The organism is Micromonospora parva (assembly GCF_040649675.1).
In the GTDB taxonomy this organism is placed as follows: domain Bacteria; phylum Actinomycetota; class Actinomycetes; order Mycobacteriales; family Micromonosporaceae; genus Micromonospora; species Micromonospora parva.
In genome coordinates, this window is sequence record NZ_JBEZFX010000001.1 from 660969 (window position 1) to 683983 (window position 23015).

Sequence of the window (23015 nt, forward strand, 5' to 3'; positions counted from 1 at the left end):
AAAACCGTGAAGACTCAGTTGGTACGGCCGGCGGCCTCAACCGCATCGGCCCGGCCCTGCTCCCGGGCTCGCGCCGCGGCCCGCAACGTCTCGATCTCGCGCTCGAAGTCGGCGAGCGAGTCGAACGAGCGGTAGACGCTGGCGAACCGCAGGTAGGCGATCTCGTCCAGGTCGCGCAGCGGACCCAGGATCGCCAGGCCCACCTCGTGACTGGGGATCTCGGCGGCTCCCTTGGCCCGGACCGTCTCCTCCACCCGCTGCGCGAGCAGCGCGAGGGAGTCGTCGTCCACCGGCCGGCCCTGGCACGCCTTACGCACCCCGCCGATGATCTTCGTACGACTGAACGGCTCGGTCACCCCGCTGCGCTTGACGACCGCGAGGACCGCCTCCTCGACGGTGGTGAACCGCTTGCCGCACTCCGGGCAGGACCGCCGCCGTCGGATGAGCTGGCCGTCGTCGGCCTCCCGCGAGTCGACCACCCGGGAGTCAGCGTGTCGGCAGTACGGACACCGCATCGCCCACCTCCTAAAAAAATGATCAACTGCGAGCACTCCGGACACTTCCGGGCACGCCTCACCGCGACGGTGCCATCCTCGGATGACGCCCGCCGTGATCGACGTTACGGGAGTGCGGTCGGTAGTCGAACCCAACCTGTAGGCAACTTACGCCCGTGTCACTACTACATCTAGGGGTCGACCGTATGTCGCCAAGGAAGCCGGGTCAAGTTGGCCGGCGTGTCCGGCGCGTCACGGACCATCCGGCCATCCACGCCCAGCAACGCGCCCGAAGACCCAACGCCACGACCCCGCCCGGGTTATCGGCCAGGGAGCCAGAACCGGGCCGGAAAACAGCCGACGATCGAACACCAGTTCTACCTGACGTACCATTTATCAGAACATCCGTACGAGCGGAGCGCTTTTTCACCCCGACACGCCGGTGAGAGGTCGTACAGATGTTTGAAAATGACTGATCTCACCTATACGGTCATGAACAACGTGGCACCACCGCACGCACCACGAGCCGACGAGGCACCCAGCGCCGACCAGGGAGGACGGACGTGACCGAGGACCGGGCCAGCCGGCCGAAGAGCCCGCAGCAGATCACCGAGGCGGGCCCGCCGGCCACCCGACGCCGCAGCGCCGCGCGCAGCCGGACGGGTCAGCCCGCCGTGCGCCAGGTCACCCCGGTGGTCAGCGCCTTCCCCGACCCGGCGACGGTCGACCTGACCGCCCGCCAGCGCCGCATCCTGGAGTTCATCCGCACCTGGGTGGAGCGCCACGGCTACCCCCCGAGCGTCCGGGAGATCGGCGAGGCCGTCGGCCTGGTCTCGCCGTCCAGCGTCGCCTACCAGCTCAAGGAGCTGGAAAAGAAGGGCTTCCTGCGGCGCGACCCCAACCGGCCACGCGCGGTGGACGTCCGCGCCCCCAGCGAGGCGATCGACGACGAGCTGTCGAGGGCACAACGACCCACCCCGGCGTACGTGCCGATGCTCGGTCGGATCGCCGCCGGTGGGCCGATCCTCGCCGAGCAGGCCGTCGAGGACATCTTCCCGCTCCCCCGCGAGCTGGTGGGTGAGGGCGAGGTCTTCATGCTCCAGGTCAAGGGCGACTCGATGCTCGACGCGGCGATCTGCGACGGCGACTGGGTGGTCGTCCGGCAGCAGCCGACCGCCGACTCCGGCGAGATCGTGGCCGCGATGCTCGACGGCGAGGCGACCGTCAAGACCTACCGGCGGCGCGACGGGCACGTCTGGCTGATGCCCCAGAACCCTGCCTTCGACCCCATCCCCGGCGATGACGCCACCATCATGGGCCGGGTCGTGGCGGTGCTCCGCCGGATCTGACCGATCGGCGGGTGGGTGCCGACGGCGCTCACCCGCACCGCTCGTCACGGGCGGGTGAGCGCCTCAACGCTGATCAGTAGCGGTCGCCCCGGTGACCGCGACCGCCACCGGGATACTGCCGGTACGGGTCGTTGGGCGCGTCGTCGTCGCGTCGGCGAGCGGGCCGCTGACCCCGGTAGTCGGGCTCCTGCCCACCGCGTCGGGGCGGCTCCGCGCGACCGGGTTGACCGCCGTCGCCGCCGCCGTACACGCCACCGCCGGGACGACCACCGCCCGCGCCCTGTGGGCGACCACCGCCACCGTGCGGGCGACCACCGCCAGCCGGAGGCCGACCGCCACCAACCGGTGGGCGAGCGCCACCACTGACAGGGGGCCGACCGCCGCCACCGGCCGGGGGACGTCCGCCGCCGTACACGCCGGCGCCACCCGGTGCTGGCGCACCGTAGCCACCATCGGCCGGGGCCGGCCGAGGGCCACCGCCGTACACGGCGCCACCGGCCGAGGCCGGGCCGCCGCGACCCGCGCCCCCGCCGTAGACCGCGCCGCCGGCCGGCGCGCCGCCACCGTAGACACCGCCCCTGCGGTCGTCGTCAGCACGGCCGCCACGCGGGCCGAACGGGTCGTCATCGGGATCCGAGGTGTCGGACGGGTCGGCGGTCGGCGGACGACGCCGCGCGCGAACGATGCCGAAGATGCCGGCAGCGACCAACAGCAGGCCGATCAGCCCGACCGCGCCGACCATGTACGTGATGTCGTCGAGGCTCAGCCCGTCCGTCCAGGACTTCGAGGCGGCCGGCTTGCCACCTTCCTCCGGGGCCAGTGGCACCGCGGTGGAGGTGGACGGGGTGTAGCTGAGGATGTCGAGCGGCTCGTCCTCGGTGAACCGGGCCGCATCGGAGACGGTGAGGAACGACTTCCCGTCCGAGGTGTAGCTGATGGCCTCACCGAACGGGTCGGCCAGCGGCGTCACCCGCGGCTTGCCGGTGGTGAGCGCGGCAACGATGTCACCATCGGTCACGTCGAATTCGAAGGCGTCCGCGTAGGTGCGCAGGACCACCCGAGAACCGTCAACGGTCCGGGACGCGCCGGTGATGGCGATCCGGCCGAACGTGTTGAGGGGGTTTTCCGTCTGGGTCTTCGGCAGCGTGAACTCGCCGGCCTTCTGCAGCGGCACCGGGTCGGTGTCCCCGCTCTTCAGGGCCGCCGACGGCGTGTAGATCTCGGCCTTGCCGCTGGTCACCTTGGTGATGATCAGCGGCTTTCCGTCGTCGCCGATGAGCAGCGCCTCGGCGTCGTGCGGCTTCGACTCGGGGTAGGAGAGCCGGTGCAGCGTCGGCAGCCTGGAACCCGCGACCGGCATCGACCAGAGCGCGATGCGGCTGCGGCGCTCCTTCGAGTCGGGATTGTCACCGGTGTCGGCGATCCAGAGGGTCTTGCCGTCCTTGGACAGGGCGAGATCCTCGGTGTCCGACGGACCCTGCCCCGAGTAGCGGACCGGCTCCTTCGCGATCTTGCACTTGCTGTCGAGGAAGAAGATCCGCTTGCGTGCCGCGACCTCGGTGCCGTCGTTGATGACGATGAAGCCGGTCTTGGTGGCGACCAGCCCGGACAGCTCCCGAAGGCGCTCGTCGGTGATCGTGCATCGCTTCTGGCCAGGATTGGCGGCGGGCGGCCCGGACGCCCCGGGGGCGGGAGCCGCCGCGGCGACTCCGGCAAGCGCCACGGTTGCCCCGAGCAGGCCGAGGGCAACCGTGACCGAGGAAACAACGCGGCGCATTCGGCCAGTGTCGCATGCCGCGCGTTTCCAGTGGATGACGCCGTGGCCGGTCAGGACCGGCTGCCGGCCACCTGCTCCTGCCGTTCCACGTCGAACGCCGCCAGCTCCGCCGCCAACTCCGCGCCGACACGCACATGCAGCAGGGTGCCCTCCGGCAGGTGCGCAGTGCTGAGCACCTCACCCGTGCGGTGCGCCCGAGCCACCAGGTCACCCCGGTCGTACGGGAGCACGGCCCGGACCTCCACGGCCGGGCTCGGCAGCCGCTCCTCGATCGCCGCGCGCAGCTCGTCCATGCCCCGACCGGAGTACGCGGACACGAAGATCGCGTCCGGCCACAGCCGCTTGAGCCGCAGCAGCGTGTCCTCGTCGGCGGCGTCGGTCTTGTTGACCACCAACAGCTCGGGCAGCCGGTCCGCGCCCACCTCGGCGAGCACCTCGTGCACCGCCCGGACCTGCTCCTCCGGATCCGGGTGGGTGCCGTCGACGACGTGCACCACCAGATCCGCCTCGGCGACCTCCTCCAGCGTCGAGCGGAACGCCTCGACGATCTGGTGCGGCAGGTGCCGGACGAAGCCGACAGTGTCGGAGAGGGTGTAGAGCCGACCGTCCGAGGCGGTGGCCTTTCGGGTCGTCGGGTCCAGCGTGGCGAACAGCGCATTCTCCACCAGGACGCCCGCGCCGGTCAGGCGGTTGAGCAGGCTGGACTTGCCGGCGTTGGTGTAGCCGGCGATGGCGACCGCGGGAACGGCGTTGCGGGAACGCCGGGCGCGCTTGGTCACGCGTACCGTCTTCATGCTCTTGATCTCGCGACGCAGCCGGGAGATGCGGTGACGGATGCGCCGCCGGTCGGTCTCCAGCTTGGTCTCACCGGGACCACGAACACCCACACCGCCGCCGGCGCCGCCGCCCCGGCCGGAACCACCGGTCTGGCGGGAGAGCGTCTCACCCCAACCGCGAAGTCGGGGCAGCAGGTATTCGAGCTGGGCCAGCTCGACCTGCGCCTTACCTTCCTTGCTCTTGGCGTGCTGGGCGAAGATGTCCAGAATCAGCGCCGTCCGGTCGACAACCTTGACCTTGGTGCGCTGCTCCAGGTTGCGCAGCTGCGACGGGGACAACTCACCGTCACAGATGACGGTGTCGGCGCCGGTGGAGAGCACCACAGCGCCCAGGTCGTCGACCTTGCCGCGGCCGATGTACGTGGCCGGGTCGGGTCGGGTCCGCCGCTGGATGAGCCCTTCGAGCACCTGCGAACCGGCGGTCTCGGCCAGCGCGGCCAGCTCGGTCAGGGAATTCTCCGCGTCGGTGACTGTGCCTTCGGTCCAGACGCCCACCAGGACGACCCGCTCCAACCGCAGCTGGCGGTATTCCACCTCGGTGACGTCGGTGAGCTCGGTTGACAGGCCCGGGACGCGTCGGAGTGACTGCCGCTCCGACAGCTCCATCTCGCCGGTGGTGACGTCGTCGAGCTCGTCCTCGACGGGGACAAAGCTCTCCTGGTCTCGCAAGCGGTTCTCCTGTCCGTTTTGATAAGTAGAACGTAATCCTGACATGACACAACGCCGAACGCACCTGCTATATGCCCATGGTGAAGGTCGCCAAAAGTGGGGGCGAATGCTGGTCGGCACCGACAACCCGGTAGAAATGCGGGCGGCGGCCGATCGGCCGCACAGCCGTTACGGAGGGATCCCGTGGCCATCACCCGACTGCCCAGCGCCGGATTTTCGATCACCATCCGGATCGCCGTGACCGCGGACGCGTCCTCGATCGGCCGGCTCACCACCTCCGTCGGCGAGGCCGGGGCGATCGTCACGGCGCTGGACGTGGTGGACTCGGACCCGACCAACGTGATCGTCGACCTGACCTGCGACACCGCCGACGCCGGTCACGCCGACCAGGTGGTCGACGCGCTGACCGCGCTGGACGGCGTGGACGTGCGCAAGGTGTCGGACCGGACGTTCCTGCTGCACCTGGGCGGCAAGATCGAGGTGACCTCGAAGGTCGCGCTGCGCAACCGCGACGAGTTGTCCCGCGCGTACACGCCGGGGGTGGCCCGGGTCTGCATGGCGATCGCCGAGAACCCGGCCGACGCCCGGCGACTGACCATCAAGCGCAACACCGTCGCGGTGGTCAGCGACGGCTCGGCGGTGCTCGGCCTGGGCAACCTCGGCCCGGCCGCGTCGCTGCCGGTGATGGAGGGCAAGGCGGCGCTGTTCAAGCGCTTCGGCGGGGTGGACGCCTGGCCGGTGGTGCTGGACACCCAGGACACCGACGAGATCGTGCAGATCGTCAAGGCGATCGCGCCGGCGTACGGCGGTATCAACCTGGAGGACATCGCCGCGCCGCGCTGCTTCGAGATCGAGGCCCGGCTGCGCGAGGCGCTGGACATCCCGGTCTTCCACGACGACCAGCACGGCACCGCGATCTGCGTGCTGGCCGCGCTCACCAACGCGCTGCGGGTGGTGGGCAAGCAGCTCCAGGACGTCCGGGTGGTCGTCTCCGGGGCCGGCGCGGCCGGCACCGCGATCATGAAGCTGCTGCTGCGCCAGGGCGTCGGCGACATCATCGCGTACGACCGGGAGGGCGCCCTGCACCGTGGGCTGACCGGGCTCAACTCGGCCTGGCAGTGGCTGGCGGAGAACACCAACAAGGAGAACTACTCCGGCGACCTGCCCGGCGCGATCCGGGGTGCCGACGTGTTCATCGGGGTCAGCGCGCCGAACCTGCTCACCGGCGACGACATCGCCCAGATGGCGAAGGACTCGATCGTCTTCGCCCTCGCGAACCCGGACCCGGAGGTCGACCCCCGGGAGGCGCGCAAGCACGCCGCAGTGGTCGCCACCGGCCGCTCGGACCAGCCGAACCAGATCAACAACGTGCTCGCGTTCCCCGGGGTGTTCCGCGGCATGCTGGACGCGCACGCCGAGGAGTTCACCGAGGAGATGGCCATCGCGGCGGCCCAGGCCATCGCGGACGTCGTCGGCGAGGACAAGATCAACCCGACGGTGATCGTGCCGAGCGTCTTCGACTCCCGGGTCGCCCCGGCGGTCGCCGCCGCCGTCCGCGCCGCCGCGCACAACCCCAGCCCGCTCCCCGCCGCCGACCCCGGCCCCGCCGACCTCCCCGAGATCGCCGCCAACGCCAGCGCCACCCCCTAACCCCGCACCCACCCCCACCCACGCTGGTGATCAAGAGATTTGCGTCAGGAACGACGCGAAATCCGACGCAAACCTCTTGATCAACAACGGTGGGGCAGGACCGGCGTCAGGTGAGGCGTGTTGGCGTTAGGGGTGCAGGGCGGTGGGGTTGATGTCGCCGGTGGCTACCAGCACGGCCGGGCCGGAGAGCCAGCACGAGTTCTCGGTGACGGTCACCGTGAGGCGGCCGCCGGGCACGTCGACAGCTACCACTCCGGTATCCCGGCCGAGGTCGCGCAGGGCCACCGCGCCCACCGCGCAGGCACCCGTGCCGCAGGACAGCGTCTCGGCGCTGCCGCGCTCGTACACCCGCATCACCGTGTGCCCGTCGGTGCCGTCGACCGGGTCGCCCGCCACGATGAACTCCACGTTCACCCCGCTCGGGAAGACCGCCGGGTCGTACCCGGGGGCCCTGGTGAGGTCCAGCGTCGACAGCTCCACGCCGGCCGGCAGGACGCAGACCAGGTGCGGGTTGCCGACGTCCACCATCGCGCCGGTCAGGGTCAGCCCGCCGAGGGTGGCGGCCGACTCGTCGTACACCCGGGGTCGGCGCATCTCGACGGAGACGGCGTCGCCCTCGACGAGCGCGCGCACGACGCCGGCCCGGGTGGCCACCGGCAGCGCCGCGCCGGCGGGCGTGGCCAGCCCGGTGTCGAGCAGGTAGCGCACGAAGACCCGGGCGCCGTTGCCGCACATCTCGGCGAACGAGCCGTCGGCGTTCCAGTAGTCCATGAACCACTCGGCTTCGCCGGCCAACCCCGCGCCGTCCGGATGCTTGGCCGCGCGGACCACCCGTAGTACGCCGTCCGCGCCGATGCCCCGACGCCGGTCGCAGAGCGCCGCGACCAGCTCCGGGGTCAGGTCGAGCTGACCGTCCGGGTCGGGAAGGAGGACGAAGTCGTTGCCGGTGCCGTGGCCCTTGGTGAACTCCACCGCACCATTATCGCGTCTCGGCCGGCACCAGGCGCAGGGCGGCCCCGATCAGGTCCGGGGTCGTCGAGTCCAGCCAGTGGATGCGCGGGTCGCGCCGGAACCAGGACCGCTGCCGGCGGACGAAGCGCCGGGTGGCCCGGACCGTCTCGTCGTGCGCCTGCGCCTCGGTCAACTCGCCGGCCAGCATGCGCAGCACCTGCTGGTAGCCGAGCGCCCGACTCGCCGTGCGCCCCTCGGGCAGCCCGTGCCCGACCAGCTCACGGGTCTCGGGCACCAGGCCGTCGGCCCACATCCGGTCCACCCGCAGCGCGATCCGCTCGTCCAGCAGCCCGGTGTCCAGGTCGACGCCGAGCTGCACCGACGGGTAGTACGGCGTGGGCTGCGGCAGCGACGCGGCGAACGGCGCGCCGGTCAACTCGATCACCTCCAGGGCCCGCACGATCCGACGCCCGTTACCCGGCAGGATGCTCTCGGCGGCGGCCGGGTCGGCGGCGCGCAGCCGCGCGTACAGCGGGGCCGGGCCGACCTCTGCCAACTCCCGTTCCAGCCGCTCCCGCAACGCCGCGTCGGTGCCCGGGAACTCGAAGCGCTCCAGCACCGCCCGCACGTACAACCCGGAGCCACCGACGAGCAGCGGCACCCGCCCCCGGGACAGGATGTCGTCCACCGCCGCGCGCGCCAGCCGCTGGTACTCCGCCACGCTCGCCGGCTCGGTGACCTCCCAGATGTCCAGCAGGTGATGCGGTACACCGTCCCGCTCGGCGACTGTCAGCTTGGCGGTGCCGATGTCCATGCCCCGGTAGAGCTGCATCGAGTCGGCGTTGACCACCTCCCCGTCCAGGGCGTGCGCCAACGCGATGCTCAGCGCCGACTTGCCGGCCGCCGTCGGGCCGACCACCGCGACGACCGTGCCGCTGGTCACGCCCGCTCCCAGGACGCCACGAAGTAGGCCACACCGTAGGGGACGGAGTCGTGCAGCAACTCGCCGCGCCACGGCGAGCCGGCCGCGCGGGCCGCGCCGGCCAGCACCTGCCAGGGGGCGCGACCGGCGGCCTTCAGCTCCGCCGACACCACCGGGTCGAGGTCGAGCAGGGCGTCCAGGTCCGCGGCGGCCAGCGCCGTGGCAACCCCCTGGTCGTACGGGAGGGCACGCGCGTCGTCGTACCCGGGTGCCTTCTCTCCCCGGCAGGCCGACCCGTCCCCCAGCACCAGCGCCGCCACCCGGTCACCCGCGGCGTCGACCTGCTCGGCGAGCGCGGCCAGCTCGGCCGGGCCGGCGTCGGTGGCCACCTGCACGGCGGTCACCGGGACCCGAGGGTTGTGGCGACTCAGCAGCCACGCGCCGATGGTCAGGCTCAACGGCAGCACCGCGCCCCGGTCGGGCTGGCCGGGCACCAGCGGCACGTCCAGGTCGACGCCCCAGGGCTGGAGGGACCCGGTCGCCGGGGTGCGGATCGGGCCGGTCACCGGGCCGGTGCCCAGCAGCACCACGATGTCCGGGTCGGTGGCCAACAGCCGGCGTACGGCGGTGTCACAGGCCGCCCGCAGATCGTCCAGCTCGGGGGCCGCTGACCCGGCCACCTCGGGCACGAGCAGGGGCGGATGCGGGCAGACGGCGGCGGCGACCAGTGGCACCCTGTCACCGTAGCGGGAATCCCCGGTGCGTCTCCGCGCCGATCCGGTCATTCGGCCCCTAGGACACCGTATGGTCACGGTCGGCGATAGGCGCTCGACGCGGACCGGGTGAGACCTGTGACAATGCCGGAAGTAACTTGGCTGCGCCGTGGCGGCGACGGGGGTTCGTTCCCTCGACGCCGGGAGAACGAGGATGGGCACATGAGCGACTGGACTGCCTTCGGACGGGTGGACGCGGACGGCACCGTGTACGTCAAGACCACCGAGGGCGAGCGGGTGGTCGGATCCTGGCAGGCGGGTGCGCCGGAGGAAGGTCTGGCACACTTCGCGCGCCGCTTCGCCGATCTGGTCACCGAGGTGGACCTGACCGAGGCACGGCTCAAGTCGGGTGCGGCTGATGCCGGGCACTCGTTGAGCACGATCCGGCGGATCCGCGCCACGCTGCCCGAGGCCAACGTGGTCGGCGACATCGACGCGCTCGCCGCACGCCTGGACAAGCTGGCGACGTTCGCCGAGGAGAAGGCCGGCGAGGCGCGCGCCGCCCGGGACGCCGCGCGCGTCGAGGCCCTGGCCCGCAAGACCGCCCTGGTCGAGGAGGCCGAGAAGCTGGCCGCCGAGTCCACCGGGTGGAAGACCGCCGGGGACCGGCTCAAGGAGATCCTCGACGAGTGGAAGACCATCCGTGGGGTCGACAAGAAGGCCGACGGTGAGCTGTGGAAGCGGTTCGCCGCCGCCCGGGACGGCTTCACCCGCCGCCGTGGCGCCCACTTCGCCTCCCTGGACTCGCAGCGCAAGCAGGCGCAGACCGTCAAGGAGGAGCTGGTCGCCGAAGCGGAGAAGCTTCAGGACTCCACCGACTGGGCCGCCACGGCAAACCAGCTCAAGGACCTGATGACCCAGTGGAAGGCCGCCCCGCGCGCCTCCAAGGAGGCCGAGCAGAAGCTCTGGGAACGGTTCCGGGGTGCCCAGGACGCCTTCTTCAGCCGGCGCAGCGAGGTCTTCTCCGCCCGCGACAACGAGCAGCGCGGCAACCTGGAGCGCAAGCAGGCCCTGCTCGCCGAGGCCGAGGCGTTGGACATCGACGCCGACCCGAAGGGCGCCCAGGCCAAGCTGCGGGAGATCCAGGCCCAGTGGCACGAGGCCGGTCGGGTGCCCCGCGAGGCGGCCGCCGGGCTGGAGCGGCGTCTACGCGCCATCGACGACAAGGTCCGTGACGTGATGGACTCGGCGTGGCGTCGCACCACCAAGGAGGACAACCCGCTGCTCGCCCAGATGCGGGCGCAGGTGGCGGAGGCCGAGGACCGGCTGGCCCGGGCGCAGAGCGCCGGGGACGCACGCCGGATCAAGGAGGCTGAGCAGGCCCTCGCCTCCAAGCGGCAGTTCCTGCAACTCGCCGAGCAGGCCGGCTGAGCTGACGAGTCCGGAGCCCCCGGTCCCTCTCGGGACCGGGGGCTCTCGCGTGTCCAACCCACACCCCACCGCGCCGCCGGGGGCCAAGATCCGCGCAAGTTCAGGGATGTTGCTGCCTCCGGCGACCGACAGACAGCAACATCCCTGATGTTGCGCGGATCTTGTTGAAAGGCGGGACCGCGGAGACGGGTGGGCGGCGCCGGGACGGCGGGGGCGGGGCGGGGCGGGGCAGGGCGGGGTGGGCGGGGGGCGCAGGTTGACGCATTGACCTGGGCTGATCAGAATGAGCGACGGAGTCAGGTAGGGCCACCGGCACGAGGGCGACGAAGGCGGAGCAACCGCCGTCGAGGGTCGCCGGTGAGCCTGCGCGAGTGACACGTCCGCGTGACATGGGCCGTCGCGCACTGTCCGCGTACCCCTGAGGGACCGTGACGTGCGCACGGCCGCCCGCCGGCGTCGTCACTGGACGGCGCCGGACCTCCGAAGTGGAGCTCGAATGTTCCGTCCCAAAGCTCTCGGCGGCGCGCTCACCGCGCTCGTCACCGTCGCGGCCGGCGTGTTCATCGCCGCCGCCAGCACCAGTCCGGCCGTTGCCGCTGGCACCGGTACCGGTTATCTGCACACCAGCGGCAACCAGATCGTGGACAGCACCGGTGCCACGGTCCGGTTGACCGGCATCAACTGGTTCGGCATGGAGACCGACAACAAGACCTTCCACGGGTTGTGGTCGAACAACCCGTGGAAGGGGCAGCTCGACACGATGGCCCGGCTGGGTTACAACACGCTGCGGGTGCCGTACTCGAACGACGCGCTGAAGGCGGGCGCGACGGCCAGTGGGATCAACGACTTCGTCAACCCGGACCTGATCGGGCTGTCGCCGTTGCAGATCCTGGACAAGGTGATCGACTACGCCGGCAGCAAGGGCATGCGGATCATCCTGGACCGGCACCGGCCGACGGCGGCCGGGCAGTCGCCGCTCTGGTACACCTCGACGGTCTCCGAGGCGACCTGGATCAACGACTGGAAGATGCTCGCCCAGCGGTACGCGGGCAACCCGACGGTGATCGGCGCCGACCTGCACAACGAGCCGCACGCGGAGGGCACCAACCCGGCGGCCACCGGCGCGTGCTGGGGCTGCGGTGACACCACCCGGGACTGGCGGCTCGCCGCCGAGCGGGCCGGAAACGCCATCCTCGGCGTCCAGCCCAACTGGTTGATCTTCGTCGAGGGGGTGAGCTGCCCCAGCGGTGGCCTCTCCAACGTCTGGGACAACGACCCGAGCAATGACGAGGACTGCGGCTGGTGGGGCGGCAACCTGTCGAAGGCGGGGCAGTTCCCGGTACGGCTGAACGTGGCGAACCGGCTGGTCTACTCGCCGCACGAGTACGCGACCTCGGTGTACCGGCAGACCTGGTTCGACGCCCCGGACTACCCGGCGAACATGCCGGCCATCTGGGACAAGTACTTCGGTTACCTCTACAAGCAGAACATCGCGCCGATCATGATGGGCGAGTTCGGCAGCACCCTTGTCGACCCGAAGGACAAGGTGTGGCTGGAGAAGTTGATGGCGTACACCGGGACCGGGGTGACCGGGATGTCCTTCACCTACTGGTCGTGGAACCCCAACTCGGGTGACACCGGCGGCATCGCGTTGGACGACTGGACCAATATCAACACCGCCAAGCAGGCGATTCTGCAGCCGTACCTGATCGCGCCGTCGGGTGGCACGGGCGGGCCGACGGGTGGGCCTACCGGTGGCCCGACGGGTGGGCCGACGGACCCGCCGACCGGCGCCTGCACGGCCACGTACCGGCAGGTGAACGCCTGGCAGGGCGGCTTCCAGGGTGAGTTGACGGTGAAGAACACCGGCTCGGGCGCGGTGAACCCGTGGTCGGTCACCTGGAGTTGGCCGTCCGGGGTGACGCTGGGCAGTGGCTGGAACGCCACAGTCACGCAGTCCGGCACGACGGTCACCGCCGCCGCTCCGAGTCACGCCCCGTCGCTGCCGGCGGGCGGGTCGGTCACCGTGGGCTTCACCGCCAACGGCACGGCCAGCGCGCCGGGCACCGTGAAACTCAACGGCACCAGCTGCTGAACCACCCGGGACGGCCGGTGCACACCGCATCGGCCGTCCCGGCCATTTACATCGAGGTTCGCCTATGCTTTTATCGGGAAAGCGCTTGCCTCTTCGTCGGTGGGCGCGAGCGCGGGAGCCGCTTTCCTTCACGAACCTGCACTGGCGGGCCCGAGGACCACTGGTCCCGGCCGAGACTCGCCGCCCACGGGCATGGGCGTCGCGACACCTCCGTCCGCCTCACCGAAAGGAAGCAGCATGCGCACAGCACGCCGTCGAACAACGCTGATCGCCACCACGGCCGCAGCGACCGCCGCCCTCGTCACCGCCGGGCTGCTGACCTCCGTGTCCGCCCAGGCGGCCGCCGGCTGCCAGGTGGCGTACTCGGTCGCCAGCCAGTGGCCGGGCGGATTCACCGGAAACGTCACTGTCACCAACCTCGGCGACCCGATCTCCGGGTGGACGCTGCGCTGGTCGTACGGGGCCGGTCAGCAGGTCAGCCAGGCGTGGGGCGCCACCGCCACGCAGAGCGGCAGCCAGGTCTCCGCGACCAACGTCGACTACAACGGCAACCTGGCGACCAACGGCAGCGCCACGTTCGGCTTCAACGCCAGCTGGAACAACTCCAGCAACCCCGCGCCGAGCAGCTTCACAGTGAACAACGTCGCCTGCACCGGCAGCACCACACCGACCACGCCGCCGCCCAGCACCCCACCGCCGAGCACCCCGCCACCATCGAGCACTCCCCCGCCCGGCCAGCAGCCGTCGGCACTGGTCGGCTGGGCCACCCAGAACGGCGGCACCACCGGCGGCGGCAACGCCGGCACCACCACCGTCAGCAACGCGTCGGGCCTGACCAGCGCGCTGAACGCCACCGGCGCCGCGGTGATCCGGGTGACCGGGACCATCACCTGCTCCGGCATGCTGCGGGTCCGGTCCAACAAGACCATCCTCGGCAACTACGGGGCGACGATCGTCGGCTGCGGGTTCAACATCAGCGGTGACCGCAACGTGATCATCCGCAACCTGACCTTCCGCAACTGGAACGACGACGCGATCAACGTGCAGGAGTCGGCCACCAACATCTGGATCGACCACAACAGCTTCAGCAACGGCTACGACGGCGCCGTCGACATCAAGCGCGGCTCGGACTTCGTCACCGTCTCGTGGAACCGGGTCTTCAGCCACGACAAGACCATGCTGCTCGGCCACAGCGACGACAACGCCGGCCAGGACGTCGGTCACCTGCGGGTCAGCTACCACCACAACTGGTTCGACGGCAGCAACCAGCGCAACCCCCGGGTACGCTTCGGCAACCCGGTGCACGTGTACAACAACTACTACCGGGCCAACGGCGGCTACGGCGTGGCCTCCACCGAGAATGCCGGCGTGCTCGTCGAGGGCAACTACTTCGAGAACGTCGACGACCCGTACCACCTCGGTGAGGGCGACTCGGGGCCCGGCAGCCTGGTCGCCCGCAACAACCACTTCGTCAACTCGCCCACCGGCCAGGCCGGCGGCAGCGTGGCCAGCATCCCGTACTCGTACCAGCTGGACACCGCGAGCAACGTCAAGTCCATCGTGACGGCGGGCGCCGGCGCCGGCAAGATCACCGTCTGACCGCGGAAGGGCCCCTCGGCGAGGGGCCCTTCCGTGCGGTCAGTGGGTGGCGCAGCCGGCGGCGGGGGCAGGCGCGACCGGCGGTGCGCCGATCGTCGGCAGACCGAGCAGCACCCCGGGGGTACGCGGGGAGCGACCCGCCTCGGCCGCGTCGCCGGCCCGGGTACGCCGGTGCGCCACCGGCGCGCCGTCGGCGTTCAGGTGATGCGGCGCGGCGTACGTGATCGTGGTGTGCACGATGTCGCCCGGCCGGATCTGACCGGCGAGGGACTCCCCGCCGGGCGTCCCGGTGGCGAAGTGCACGAGCCGACCGTCGCGGGCCCGACCGGACATCCGGCCGGTCCGCTCGTCCTTGCGGCCCTCGCCGACGGCCACCAGCACCTCGACGGTCTCCCCGACGAGGCGCTTGTTCTCCGCCCAGGTGATCTCCTCGACGCAGGCGACCAGCCGCTCGTAGCGCTCCTGCACGACCTGCTTGGGCAGCTGGTCGTCCATTGTCGCGGCGGGGGTGCCGGGCCGCTTCGAGTACTGGAAGGTGAAGGCCGAGGAGAACCGTGCCTCGCGGACCACGTCCAGGGTGCGCTGGAAGTCGGCCTCGGTCTCACCGGGGAAGCCGACGATGATGTCGGTGGTGATCGCCGCGTCCGGCATCGCCGCCCGGACCTTCTCGATGATCCCCAGGTAGCGCTCGGAGCGGTAGGACCGACGCATCGCCTTGAGCACGTCGTCGGAGCCGGACTGCAACGGCATGTGCAGCGAGTGGCAGACGTTCGGCGTCTCGGCCATCGCGGCGATCACGTCGTCGGTGAAGTCCTTCGGGTGCGGGCTCGTGAACCGGACCCGCTCCAGGCCGTCGATGTCGCCGCAGGCCCGCAGCAGTTTGCCGAACGCGTACCGGTCGCCGAACTCGACACCGTAGGAGTTGACGTTCTGCCCGAGCAGGGTCACCTCCAGCACGCCCTCGTCGACCAGGGCGCGCACCTCGGAGAGGATGTCGCCGGGGCGCCGGTCCTTCTCCTTGCCGCGCAGCGCGGGCACGATGCAGAACGTGCAGGTGTTGTTGCAGCCCACCGAGATCGACACCCAGCCGGCGTAGGTGGACTCGCGGCGGGTGGGCAGCGTGGACGGGAAGACGTCGAGGGACTCGAGGATCTCCACCTCGGCGGCGGCGTTGTGCCTGGCCCGCTCCAGCAGCACCGGCAGCGCGCCGATGTTGTGGGTGCCGAAGACCACGTCCACCCAGGGCGCCTTGCGGACGATGTCGCCGCGGTCCTTCTGGGCCAGGCAGCCGCCGACAGCGATCTGCATCCCGGGGTGCTTGTCCTTCACCGGGCGCAGCCGACCGAGGTTGCCGTAGAGCCGGTTGTCCGCGTTCTCCCGGACGGCGCAGGTGTTGAAGACGACGATGTCCGGGGTGTCGTCGGTCGGCACGGCGCGCACGTAGCCGGCCTGTTCCAGCAGGCCGGAGATCCGTTCGGAATCGTGCACGTTCATCTGGCAGCCGTACGTCACGACGTTGTAGGTCCTAGCCACCCTCTTGGTGCCCCTTCCCCTCGGGCTACCAGGGTAGCGGCCCCTTCGGGTGCCCCAACCCACCGGCATTGACCCGCCGGCCCATAGCGGGCATCCACGACGGGCAGTACGCTGCACAACAAGGATGTGTTCTGGGCGATTTCGGGGGCTTTGCACTCGGCGCCGACGATGCGCGGCTCCGTTCACGGGGGAGCACATGACGACCCGCGGGAGGCCAACCGTGACGCGACAAGAGGCGACACAGCGCACCGTCACGACCCCGGACGGCCGGCACCTCGCGGTGGAGACCTCGGGCGCACCGGACGGGCCGGCGGTCTTCCTGCTGCACGGCACCCCCGGCAGCCGCAGCGGCCCCCGACCCCGCGGCATCGTCGTCTACCGCCTCGGCGTGCACCTCGTCTGCTACGACCGCCCCGGGTACGGCGACTCCGACCGGCACGAGGGTCGACGGGTGGCCGACGCCGCCGCCGACGTGGCGGCGATCGCCGACGACCTCGGCATCGACCGGTTCGCCGTGGTGGGCCGATCCGGTGGCGGACCACACGCCCTGGCCTGCGCCGCGCTGCTGCCGGACCGGGTCACCAGGGCCGCCGTGCTGGTGGGGCTCGCCCCGGCCGGCGCACCCGACCTCGACTGGTACGCGGGCATGGCGGAATCGAACATCGAGGACTACGGGCAGGCCGACGAGGACCTGGCCGAACTGACGCTCAACCTGAAGGTTCGCGCGGAAGAGGCCCGCCGGGACCCGATGACGCTACTGGACTTCCTCCGCCCCCAACTGCCCGACGAGGACATCCGGGTCGTCGACGACGTGGCGATCCGCCGACTGCTGACCGACATGTACTCCGAGGCGCTGCGCCACGGCCCCGAGGGATGGATCGACGACGTCCTGGCGATCCGGCGCGGCTGGGGGTTCGACCTGGGCGCCATCCGTGCGGAGGTCCGTCTCTGGCACGGCGAGCAGGACCGCTTCTCCCCGGTGGAGCACTCCCACTGGCTCGCCTCACGGATCCCACGCGCCGAGGTGCAGGTGCAGCCCGGCGCCGCGCACTTCGGGGCCGTGGAAATCCTCCCGCAGACCCTGGCCTGGCTGGCCACGCCGGACCTCGCGACCAGCCCGCACCTCTGAACGCCCGGCCGGGCGGGCCCGGACATCGGACCCGCCCGCCGAACGACCCGATCAGATGGTGTGCGGGTCGATCACCCGGACCACGAACCGCCGTTCGCGCAGGGTCCGCACGGTGGGATGCTCCACACCGATCACCTCGGCCAGCCGGTCCGCCACCACGCCGACGTCCTCGGTGGCCGGGCCGTCCCCGGCCCGCCGCGCCACCAGGGCGAGATCGCCGAGGCAGCGCAGCGTGTCCGGGTGGTCCGCACCGATCACCGTGGCCAGCCGGCCGGCGGCCTCCCGCAACCGGTCCCGCGCCGACTCCCAGTCACCCTCCTCGGCCAGGCACACCGCCTGGTTGACCTCCGCCGCGAGGGTGTGCGGGTGGTCCGGGCCGAGCACCTTGCGCAACTCGCCGACCGCCCGGGCCGCCGAGGCGAGCGCGTCCGACCTGCGGCCCAGCGCACGCTCCGCCGCGGAGATGTTGCTCACCGTCGCCAGCACGTGCGGGTGCTCCGGGCCGAGCCGGAGCTGCTCCTCGAACGCCACGCGCACGGCGTTCATCTCGGCCAGCGCCCGAGCCGCGTCACCCACCGCCAACAGGTTCGCCGCGCGACTCGACCGGCACGCCACCGTGTCCGGGTTGTCCGGACCGAAGCGTTCGTCGAGTTCGCGGTAGGCCGTCTCGAACATCGGTGCCGCCTCGCTGCCCCGACCGGAGCTGCGCATCGACACCGCCAGGTTGACCTGGGCGGCTAGACTCTGGCCGTCATCCGGGCCGAGCACCTCGCAGTACGTGTCGTACACCGTGCGCAGCAGCGTGGCCGACCTCTCGTACTCGCCGGCTTCCCGCAGGTCACTGCCCAACCGCAGGGCGGAGACGAGGGTGTACGGATGGGTGGGGCCGAGCACCAGCCGCCGCCGCTGGTGCACCTCGTCGTCCCACCGGCGGGCCGACCGGTAGTCACCGACCAGCCGGTACGAGACGGCGAGGTTGTTGGCCGCGCTCAACGTCCGGGGGTGGTCCTCGCCGAACACCTGCAACCACGAGGCGTAGGTGGACCGGTCCCGCTCCAGGGCCTCGGCGTAGCGGCCGAGCGCCCGCAGGTCACCACCGAGGCTGCCGGCCGTCATCAGGCTGTGCGGGTGCAGTGGGCCCAACAGCCGACGCTGCTCGGCCAGCACCGCCTCGTCCAGGTCCCGGGCCTCGTTGAACCGGCCCAGGCTGCGCAGGATGTTCGCCCGGTTGAACCGCAGGTGCAGCAACTGTCGGTGCAGCGCCGACGCCTCGACCTCGTCACGCGTGTCGCCGAGCCGGGCGCTCCAGGTGTCGTCCACCTCCTGGCTGAACCCGTCGGCCTGGTTCAGGCCGCCGCGCTGCCACAGGTAACGGACCCGGTCGATCAGCAGTTGGCACACCGACTCGTCGGGGCAGGTCAACGCCTCGGAGACCTCCAGGTGCGGCCAGAGCATGCGCAACCGGGCCCAGGTGGTCGGGTCGTCCACGTCGCCCCGGGGCCGGGACGCGGCCAGCACCAGGTGCACCTGGTGTCGGGCGGCGGTGATCTCGTCCTCGGTCATCCGGTCGCGGACCACCGCCTGCAACAGCCGGTGCACCTGGACGCGACCGCCCTGGACGTCGAGTTTGAGCAGCGCCAGACGGTTGATCTGCTGGACCAGGGCGCCGCGCACGAGCCGCTCCGACACCGACGGGTCGAACGGGACCAGGGCCGCCGCCATCTCGTCGCTGTAGATGAGTTCGAGGGCGATCTCCGGGGCCAGCACCGAACAGAGCTGCAACAGCCGGTACGCGGCGGGCGCCTGTTCGAGCAGCCGGTTCAGTGACAGGTCCCAGGTTGCCTCCACGGAGAGGGCGCTGGGGCCGTGCCGCTCGATCTGCCGCAGGTAGTCACCGACCGACGTGCCGGTGTCGGCCAGCCAGGCGCCCGCCGCGGCCACCGCGATCGGCAGGTCACCGAGCGCCTCGGCCACCCGGTCGGCCTCCTCGGCGCTGATCGTGGGCACCCGCTGGGCGAGGTGCGCCACGCTCTCGGTGCGGTCGAAGACGTCCACCTGGATCGGGTTCGCCCGGTCACCCCAGGCGCGGTTGCGGGAGGTCAGCAGGACGTGCCCGGGGCCCTGCGGCAGGAAGGGCTCGATCTGGTCGAGCTCCTCGGCGTTGTCCAGCACGACGAGCCACCGCTCGTACGGCTCACCACGGCCGAGCACCTGCAGCACCGACCGGACCGTGTCGGGCAGGGTGGGGCCGACGAGGATGCCGAGGCGACCGGCGAGGTCGGCGAGAGCGCTGTCGACGAACTGCGGCGGGTCCGCCACGATCCACCACACCACGTCGTACGCGGCCTTGAACCGGTGCACGTACTCCAGGGCCACCTGCGTCTTTCCGACGCCGCCCATGCCCTGCAGGGCGACCGGCAGCACCACCGCGCTGCCCCCGCTCTGCAACTGCGCGCGCAGCCGCGCCAGGTCGTCCTCCCGGCCGGTGAACCGGGCGTTCCGGTTGGGCGCGTTGAAGATCAACGGCTCGGTGCCGGGGAAACGGGTCGCCCCACCGGCCGGCCCGTCCGCCGACGACGGCACCGGCCGGCCGACCAGCCGCAACACCCGCTCCACGGCGGTCGCGGCGCTCACGTTGACCAGGTTGGTGGAGCTCTGCGACGGGAACTCCGCCAGCGGGCGCAGGTCGGCGACGTAGACGGCCAGGGCCGTGGAGCCGGTGCTCGTGTCGCGGTCGGGCAGACCGCCCGACGGCGTCGCCACGTAGGCCGGCGAGACCACCGTCAGCGTGCGCGGGGCCGGCGTACCGGCGGACCCGACGGCGGCGGTGGGCTCCACCACCCGCAGCCCCGCCGAGCTGAGCACCCGCTCCAGCCACTCGGCCCAAATGGCGTCCTCCGGCGCGTACCGGAGCACGATCTGGTCGTCGATCGCCTCGGTGCGGCGGCGGAACCGGGCCTTGCCCCGCTCCCGCACCGACTCGTCCATCACCGGCAGCGCGGTCACCGCCCCGTCGGTGAGGATCCCCGTCAACGTCTCGAACGCGGCCAGCAGCGACGTCGGTGAGCCCGGCGGATCGCCGAACGTGGCGAGGGTCTCCTCGTACGCGTAGAACGGTCGGTACGGGACCTCCACCGCGGCCCAGTAGCGCCGCCGTTCCGCCTCGGTCATGCCCGCCGGCAGGCCGGCGAAGCGGCGCATGGCCAACAGGCGACCCGCCTCGGCCCGCTCCTTCTCCGCCTGGTCGACCCGCATCGGCACCGGCAGCACCCGGATGTCGCGCCGCCGGTACCGGTCCCGGACCGAGTGCGCCACCCGGGCCGCGCCGTCGATGCCCTGGTCGCTGAGGGTGAAGCAGTCGACAAGGGTGTCCGGCAGGTGCAGGGTGCAGATGTCGGCGACGTCGCTCAACCCCGTCCGACTGTCGATCAGGGTGAAGTCGTACTGGCGTTTCATGTCCGCCCGCAGCGCCTCGAAGAACTGCGCCCCGCCCAGCCGGTTGTAGAAGTTGTCCCAGTCCAGGCCGCTCACTGACACGGCGTAGTCGCTGTTCTGCCGGCCGGCGGAGAGGAAGTCGAGGCCACCACCGTCGGGGAAGGTCCACCGCAGCGAGAAGGCGTGCCGCCCCACCCGGGCGTACTGCTCCATCCAGCGGTCCGGCCGGTCGTTGACCCGGGTGGTCTCCCACTCGTAGTCGCGGATCATGTCGATCACGCCGCTGGTGCCCTGGATCGCCTCGGCGTCGAGGAACGGGTGGAAGAAGCGGTGCAGACCCGGCGACTCGAGGTCCCAGTCGGCGACGAGCACCCGCCGGCCGCTGGCCGCCAGGATCCAGGCGACGTTGGCCAGCGCCATCGTCCGGCCCGTTCCACCCTTGAACGAGTAGAAGGTGACGACCTGGCCTTCGCGATCGTTGTTCATCGGTCTTCTCCGTGGGGACGCGGTGGGGCCGGATCATCAGGCGGGGACGCGGAGTCGGTCGACACGATCGAACCGGCCGCGGGCAGGCCGTCACGCAGACGCGGCACCGGCTCCGGCGGTGGTTCGAAGGGGACGACCGGGCCGTGCTTGAGGAACTGCCGGCGCGCCTCGGTGACCAACGCCGGCATCAGGTCGACGAACTCCGGCATGCTGCACGCGCGCTTCACCTGGGGCAGACCGGCGTCCTGCAGGAGCTGGGTCACCTCGGTGGCCCAGTGGGTGGCGTCCTGCGTGTCGTCGTCGTCGGTGACCACCAGCGGAACGACCCACTCGCGCAGGCCGCGCACCATCCGGGCGAGGACCTTGGCCGCGTCCGGGGCCGCCGCGATCCACGGGTCGACGAGCAGCACCGCGGGCCGCCGGTCGAGCAGCGCCGAGGCCTGCGCGAAGTCCTCCGTCCGGGCCGACAGCCCGAGCCGCTCGGCGGTGCTGGCCGCGTACTCGGCGGCGGGCAGCTGCTGGCTGCGCCCGTACGGCCGCCAGAGCCGGCCGCTGGCGGCGTAGCCGGCGGGGTCGCGATCGGTCGGCAGCCGGTCCCGGGTCGGGGCCAGGACGGCGACGACGAAGTCCGGGTCGGTCGGCGCCGGGCGGACCACCTCGTCCAGGCCGGGCGCTCGGGACGGGCCCATCGGTCGCCGCTCGGCGGTGTGCACGATCCGGCTCGCCAGCCGGCTCAGCAGCAGCTCGTACTGGGTCCGGTAGGAGGCCAGCATGCAGAACGCGCGCAGGCCGTCGGCGGCGTACTCCGGGACGTCGCGGCCCAGGTCGAGGGCGCCGTCCAGCTCCGGGTGGGCCTCCCACGGGGGGAACGGGATCCACAGCACCGGGGTGAGGTGCCCGGCGGTGAGCCGGGCCGGGCCGGCGGCGGCCAGCCGGGCCCGGAAGGACTCCTGCTCCCCCAGTGCCCAGGGACGGCTGAAGTAGCCGGGTGAGTAGAGCGGGACGAAGACCTCGGCGTCACCGAGCGCGTCGGCGAGCGCGGCCTTCCAGTCGGCGCCCAACGGGATGTGCTGGTCGAAGAAGCCGATCCGCATCCCGGCGACCGGTCGCGCCTGACGCCGCACCTCGTCGGTCAGATCGGCGAAGAACTGGCCGACCCAGACGTCGGCGTCGGCCCGGGCGCCCGGCGGGGGCGCCGAGTGGGCGTAGCTCAGGAAGAAGTACGTCCCGCGCGCCCCCGACCGACGCCGGTCCGTCGGCGGGCTCACGACGGCTCCTCGGCGAACCGGTTGCACAGCTCGTCCACGCTCGCCGGCACCCAGGGTTCGACCAGGTAGGACCGGTGGATGGCGACGATCCGCTGCGCGAGCCGCCAGACCACCGCCCGGTACGCGTTCTCCCACTGCATGGTCAGCAAGCCATAGACCCCGTCCCGCTGGTAGTGCACCGCGATGTCGGGATCCGGCATCGCGGTCGGGGAGAAGCGCTGGATGTCGCGGAGCACCCGAGGCAGTGCCGTGCCGTTGGTCGGCGACCAGGTGACCGGCACGATCGCCGTCTCGTGCACCGACGCGGAGCTGTGTCGCGGGGTGATCCGCCGGCGGGAGAACGCGTCCCACTCCCGGCCGCACCACTCGCTGCCGAGCAGCGCGCTGGACACCAGCGGAACGAAGACCTGGCAGGTGCCGGCGGCCTGGAGCAGCTCCGGGCTCCAGCGTTCGCCACCGGCGATGGAGGTGTCCAGGAAGCCGGCGTCCACTCCGGTCACCGGGCCGACCAGCTCGCTGACATGGACGGAGAGGTCCTCGAAGAAGCGGGAGACGTATTCGGCGGGTTTGCCGGTGGCCCGGCCGACCGGCGCCCGCGAATAGCTGATGAAGAAGAGCGGGGCGCGCGCTCCGGAGGGTGCGTCCACTGTGCTCACCGCTGCCCCTCCGCCCTCCCCA

Annotated in this window: 16 protein-coding genes; 6 read left to right on the plus strand and 10 right to left on the minus strand. The window is 71.6% G+C overall.

Annotated elements, in window-relative coordinates; translation table 11 throughout:
* Positions 1 to 14 precede the first annotated feature (14 nt).
* On the minus strand, positions 15 to 515 hold the full coding sequence (gene nrdR, locus AB0C03_RS02930) for a transcriptional regulator NrdR (RefSeq protein WP_030337372.1): 501 nt from the start codon (positions 513 to 515) through the stop codon (positions 15 to 17).
* Positions 516 to 1057: 542 nt separating this feature from the next.
* Between nrdR and lexA the strand changes: the two genes are divergently transcribed.
* Positions 1058 to 1843, plus strand: coding sequence for a transcriptional repressor LexA (gene lexA / locus AB0C03_RS02935; protein WP_030337371.1), 786 nt, complete (start codon positions 1058 to 1060; stop codon positions 1841 to 1843).
* Between the two features lie 73 nt (positions 1844 to 1916).
* Here the strand turns inward: lexA and AB0C03_RS02940 are convergent, their stop codons facing one another.
* Together AB0C03_RS02940 and hflX are read right to left on the minus strand one after the other, a co-directional pair.
* Complete coding sequence (locus AB0C03_RS02940) at positions 1917 to 3620, minus strand: hypothetical protein (RefSeq protein WP_357633819.1); 1704 nt, start codon at positions 3618 to 3620, stop codon at positions 1917 to 1919.
* 50 nt (positions 3621 to 3670) lie between these two features.
* Complete coding sequence (gene hflX / locus AB0C03_RS02945) at positions 3671 to 5125, minus strand: GTPase HflX (RefSeq protein WP_030337369.1); 1455 nt, start codon at positions 5123 to 5125, stop codon at positions 3671 to 3673.
* A gap of 183 nt (positions 5126 to 5308) precedes the next feature.
* On the opposite strand from hflX, the gene AB0C03_RS02950 reads away from it, so the two are divergent.
* Positions 5309 to 6775, plus strand: a complete 1467-nt coding sequence (locus AB0C03_RS02950; protein WP_030337368.1) for an NAD-dependent malic enzyme — start codon at positions 5309 to 5311, stop codon at positions 6773 to 6775.
* Positions 6776 to 6901: 126 nt separating this feature from the next.
* On the opposite strand, the gene dapF is transcribed toward AB0C03_RS02950, so the two are convergent.
* From dapF to AB0C03_RS02965, 3 genes are read right to left on the minus strand one after another with little or no spacing between them, the layout of a single operon-like run.
* Positions 6902 to 7747 carry a diaminopimelate epimerase gene (gene dapF, locus AB0C03_RS02955; protein WP_030337366.1) on the minus strand — a complete coding sequence of 282 codons (846 nt, stop codon included), beginning with the start codon at positions 7745 to 7747 and terminating at the stop codon, positions 6902 to 6904.
* Between the two features lie 7 nt (positions 7748 to 7754).
* The gene (gene miaA / locus AB0C03_RS02960) at positions 7755 to 8783 is read right to left on the minus strand and encodes a tRNA (adenosine(37)-N6)-dimethylallyltransferase MiaA (RefSeq protein ID WP_387219707.1); all 1029 of its coding nucleotides are present in this window, start codon (positions 8781 to 8783) and stop codon (positions 7755 to 7757) included.
* Positions 8666 to 9433: a class III extradiol dioxygenase subunit B-like domain-containing protein gene (locus AB0C03_RS02965; protein ID WP_357633825.1), complete on the minus strand. Its 768-nt coding sequence runs from the start codon at positions 9431 to 9433 to the stop codon at positions 8666 to 8668. The genes miaA and AB0C03_RS02965 overlap by 118 nt, the downstream gene beginning before the upstream one ends.
* Positions 9434 to 9583: 150 nt before the next feature.
* On the opposite strand from AB0C03_RS02965, the gene AB0C03_RS02970 reads away from it, so the two are divergent.
* The 3 genes from AB0C03_RS02970 (at position 9584) to AB0C03_RS02980 (ending at position 14486) form a co-directional block, all read left to right on the plus strand.
* Positions 9584 to 10792 carry a DUF349 domain-containing protein gene (locus tag AB0C03_RS02970; protein WP_030337360.1) on the plus strand — a complete coding sequence of 403 codons (1209 nt, stop codon included), beginning with the start codon at positions 9584 to 9586 and terminating at the stop codon, positions 10790 to 10792.
* Between the two features lie 496 nt (positions 10793 to 11288).
* Positions 11289 to 12887: a cellulase family glycosylhydrolase gene (locus AB0C03_RS02975; RefSeq protein WP_210866670.1), complete on the plus strand. Its 1599-nt coding sequence runs from the start codon at positions 11289 to 11291 to the stop codon at positions 12885 to 12887.
* Positions 12888 to 13124: 237 nt separating this feature from the next.
* Positions 13125 to 14486: a pectate lyase family protein gene (locus tag AB0C03_RS02980; RefSeq protein WP_030336745.1), complete on the plus strand. Its 1362-nt coding sequence runs from the start codon at positions 13125 to 13127 to the stop codon at positions 14484 to 14486.
* A gap of 39 nt (positions 14487 to 14525) precedes the next feature.
* On the opposite strand, the gene miaB is transcribed toward AB0C03_RS02980, so the two are convergent.
* The gene (miaB, locus tag AB0C03_RS02985; protein ID WP_030336748.1) at positions 14526 to 16019 is read right to left on the minus strand and encodes a tRNA (N6-isopentenyl adenosine(37)-C2)-methylthiotransferase MiaB; all 1494 of its coding nucleotides are present in this window, start codon (positions 16017 to 16019) and stop codon (positions 14526 to 14528) included.
* Between the two features lie 220 nt (positions 16020 to 16239).
* Between miaB and AB0C03_RS02990 the strand changes: the two genes are divergently transcribed.
* A complete protein-coding gene (locus tag AB0C03_RS02990) occupies positions 16240 to 17148 on the plus strand; it encodes an alpha/beta fold hydrolase (protein WP_357633832.1) in 909 nt (302 codons plus the stop codon).
* A 51-nt stretch (positions 17149 to 17199) separates the two neighbouring features.
* Here the strand turns inward: AB0C03_RS02990 and fxsT are convergent, their stop codons facing one another.
* Genes fxsT through AB0C03_RS03005 form a run of 3 tightly spaced genes read right to left on the minus strand, consistent with a single transcriptional unit; the run spans position 17200 to position 22993 of the window.
* Complete coding sequence (gene fxsT, locus AB0C03_RS02995) at positions 17200 to 21069, minus strand: FxSxx-COOH system tetratricopeptide repeat protein (protein ID WP_030336751.1); 3870 nt, start codon at positions 21067 to 21069, stop codon at positions 17200 to 17202.
* Positions 21066 to 22337 (minus strand): TIR-like protein FxsC, encoded by a 1272-nt coding sequence (locus AB0C03_RS03000; protein ID WP_051708808.1) that lies wholly within the window; start codon positions 22335 to 22337, stop codon positions 21066 to 21068. The genes fxsT and AB0C03_RS03000 overlap by 4 nt, the downstream gene beginning before the upstream one ends.
* Positions 22334 to 22993: a TIR-like protein FxsC gene (locus tag AB0C03_RS03005; RefSeq protein WP_030336755.1), complete on the minus strand. Its 660-nt coding sequence runs from the start codon at positions 22991 to 22993 to the stop codon at positions 22334 to 22336. Before AB0C03_RS03005 ends, AB0C03_RS03000 begins: the two co-directional genes overlap by 4 nt.
* Positions 22994 to 23015: the final 22 nt, after the last annotated feature.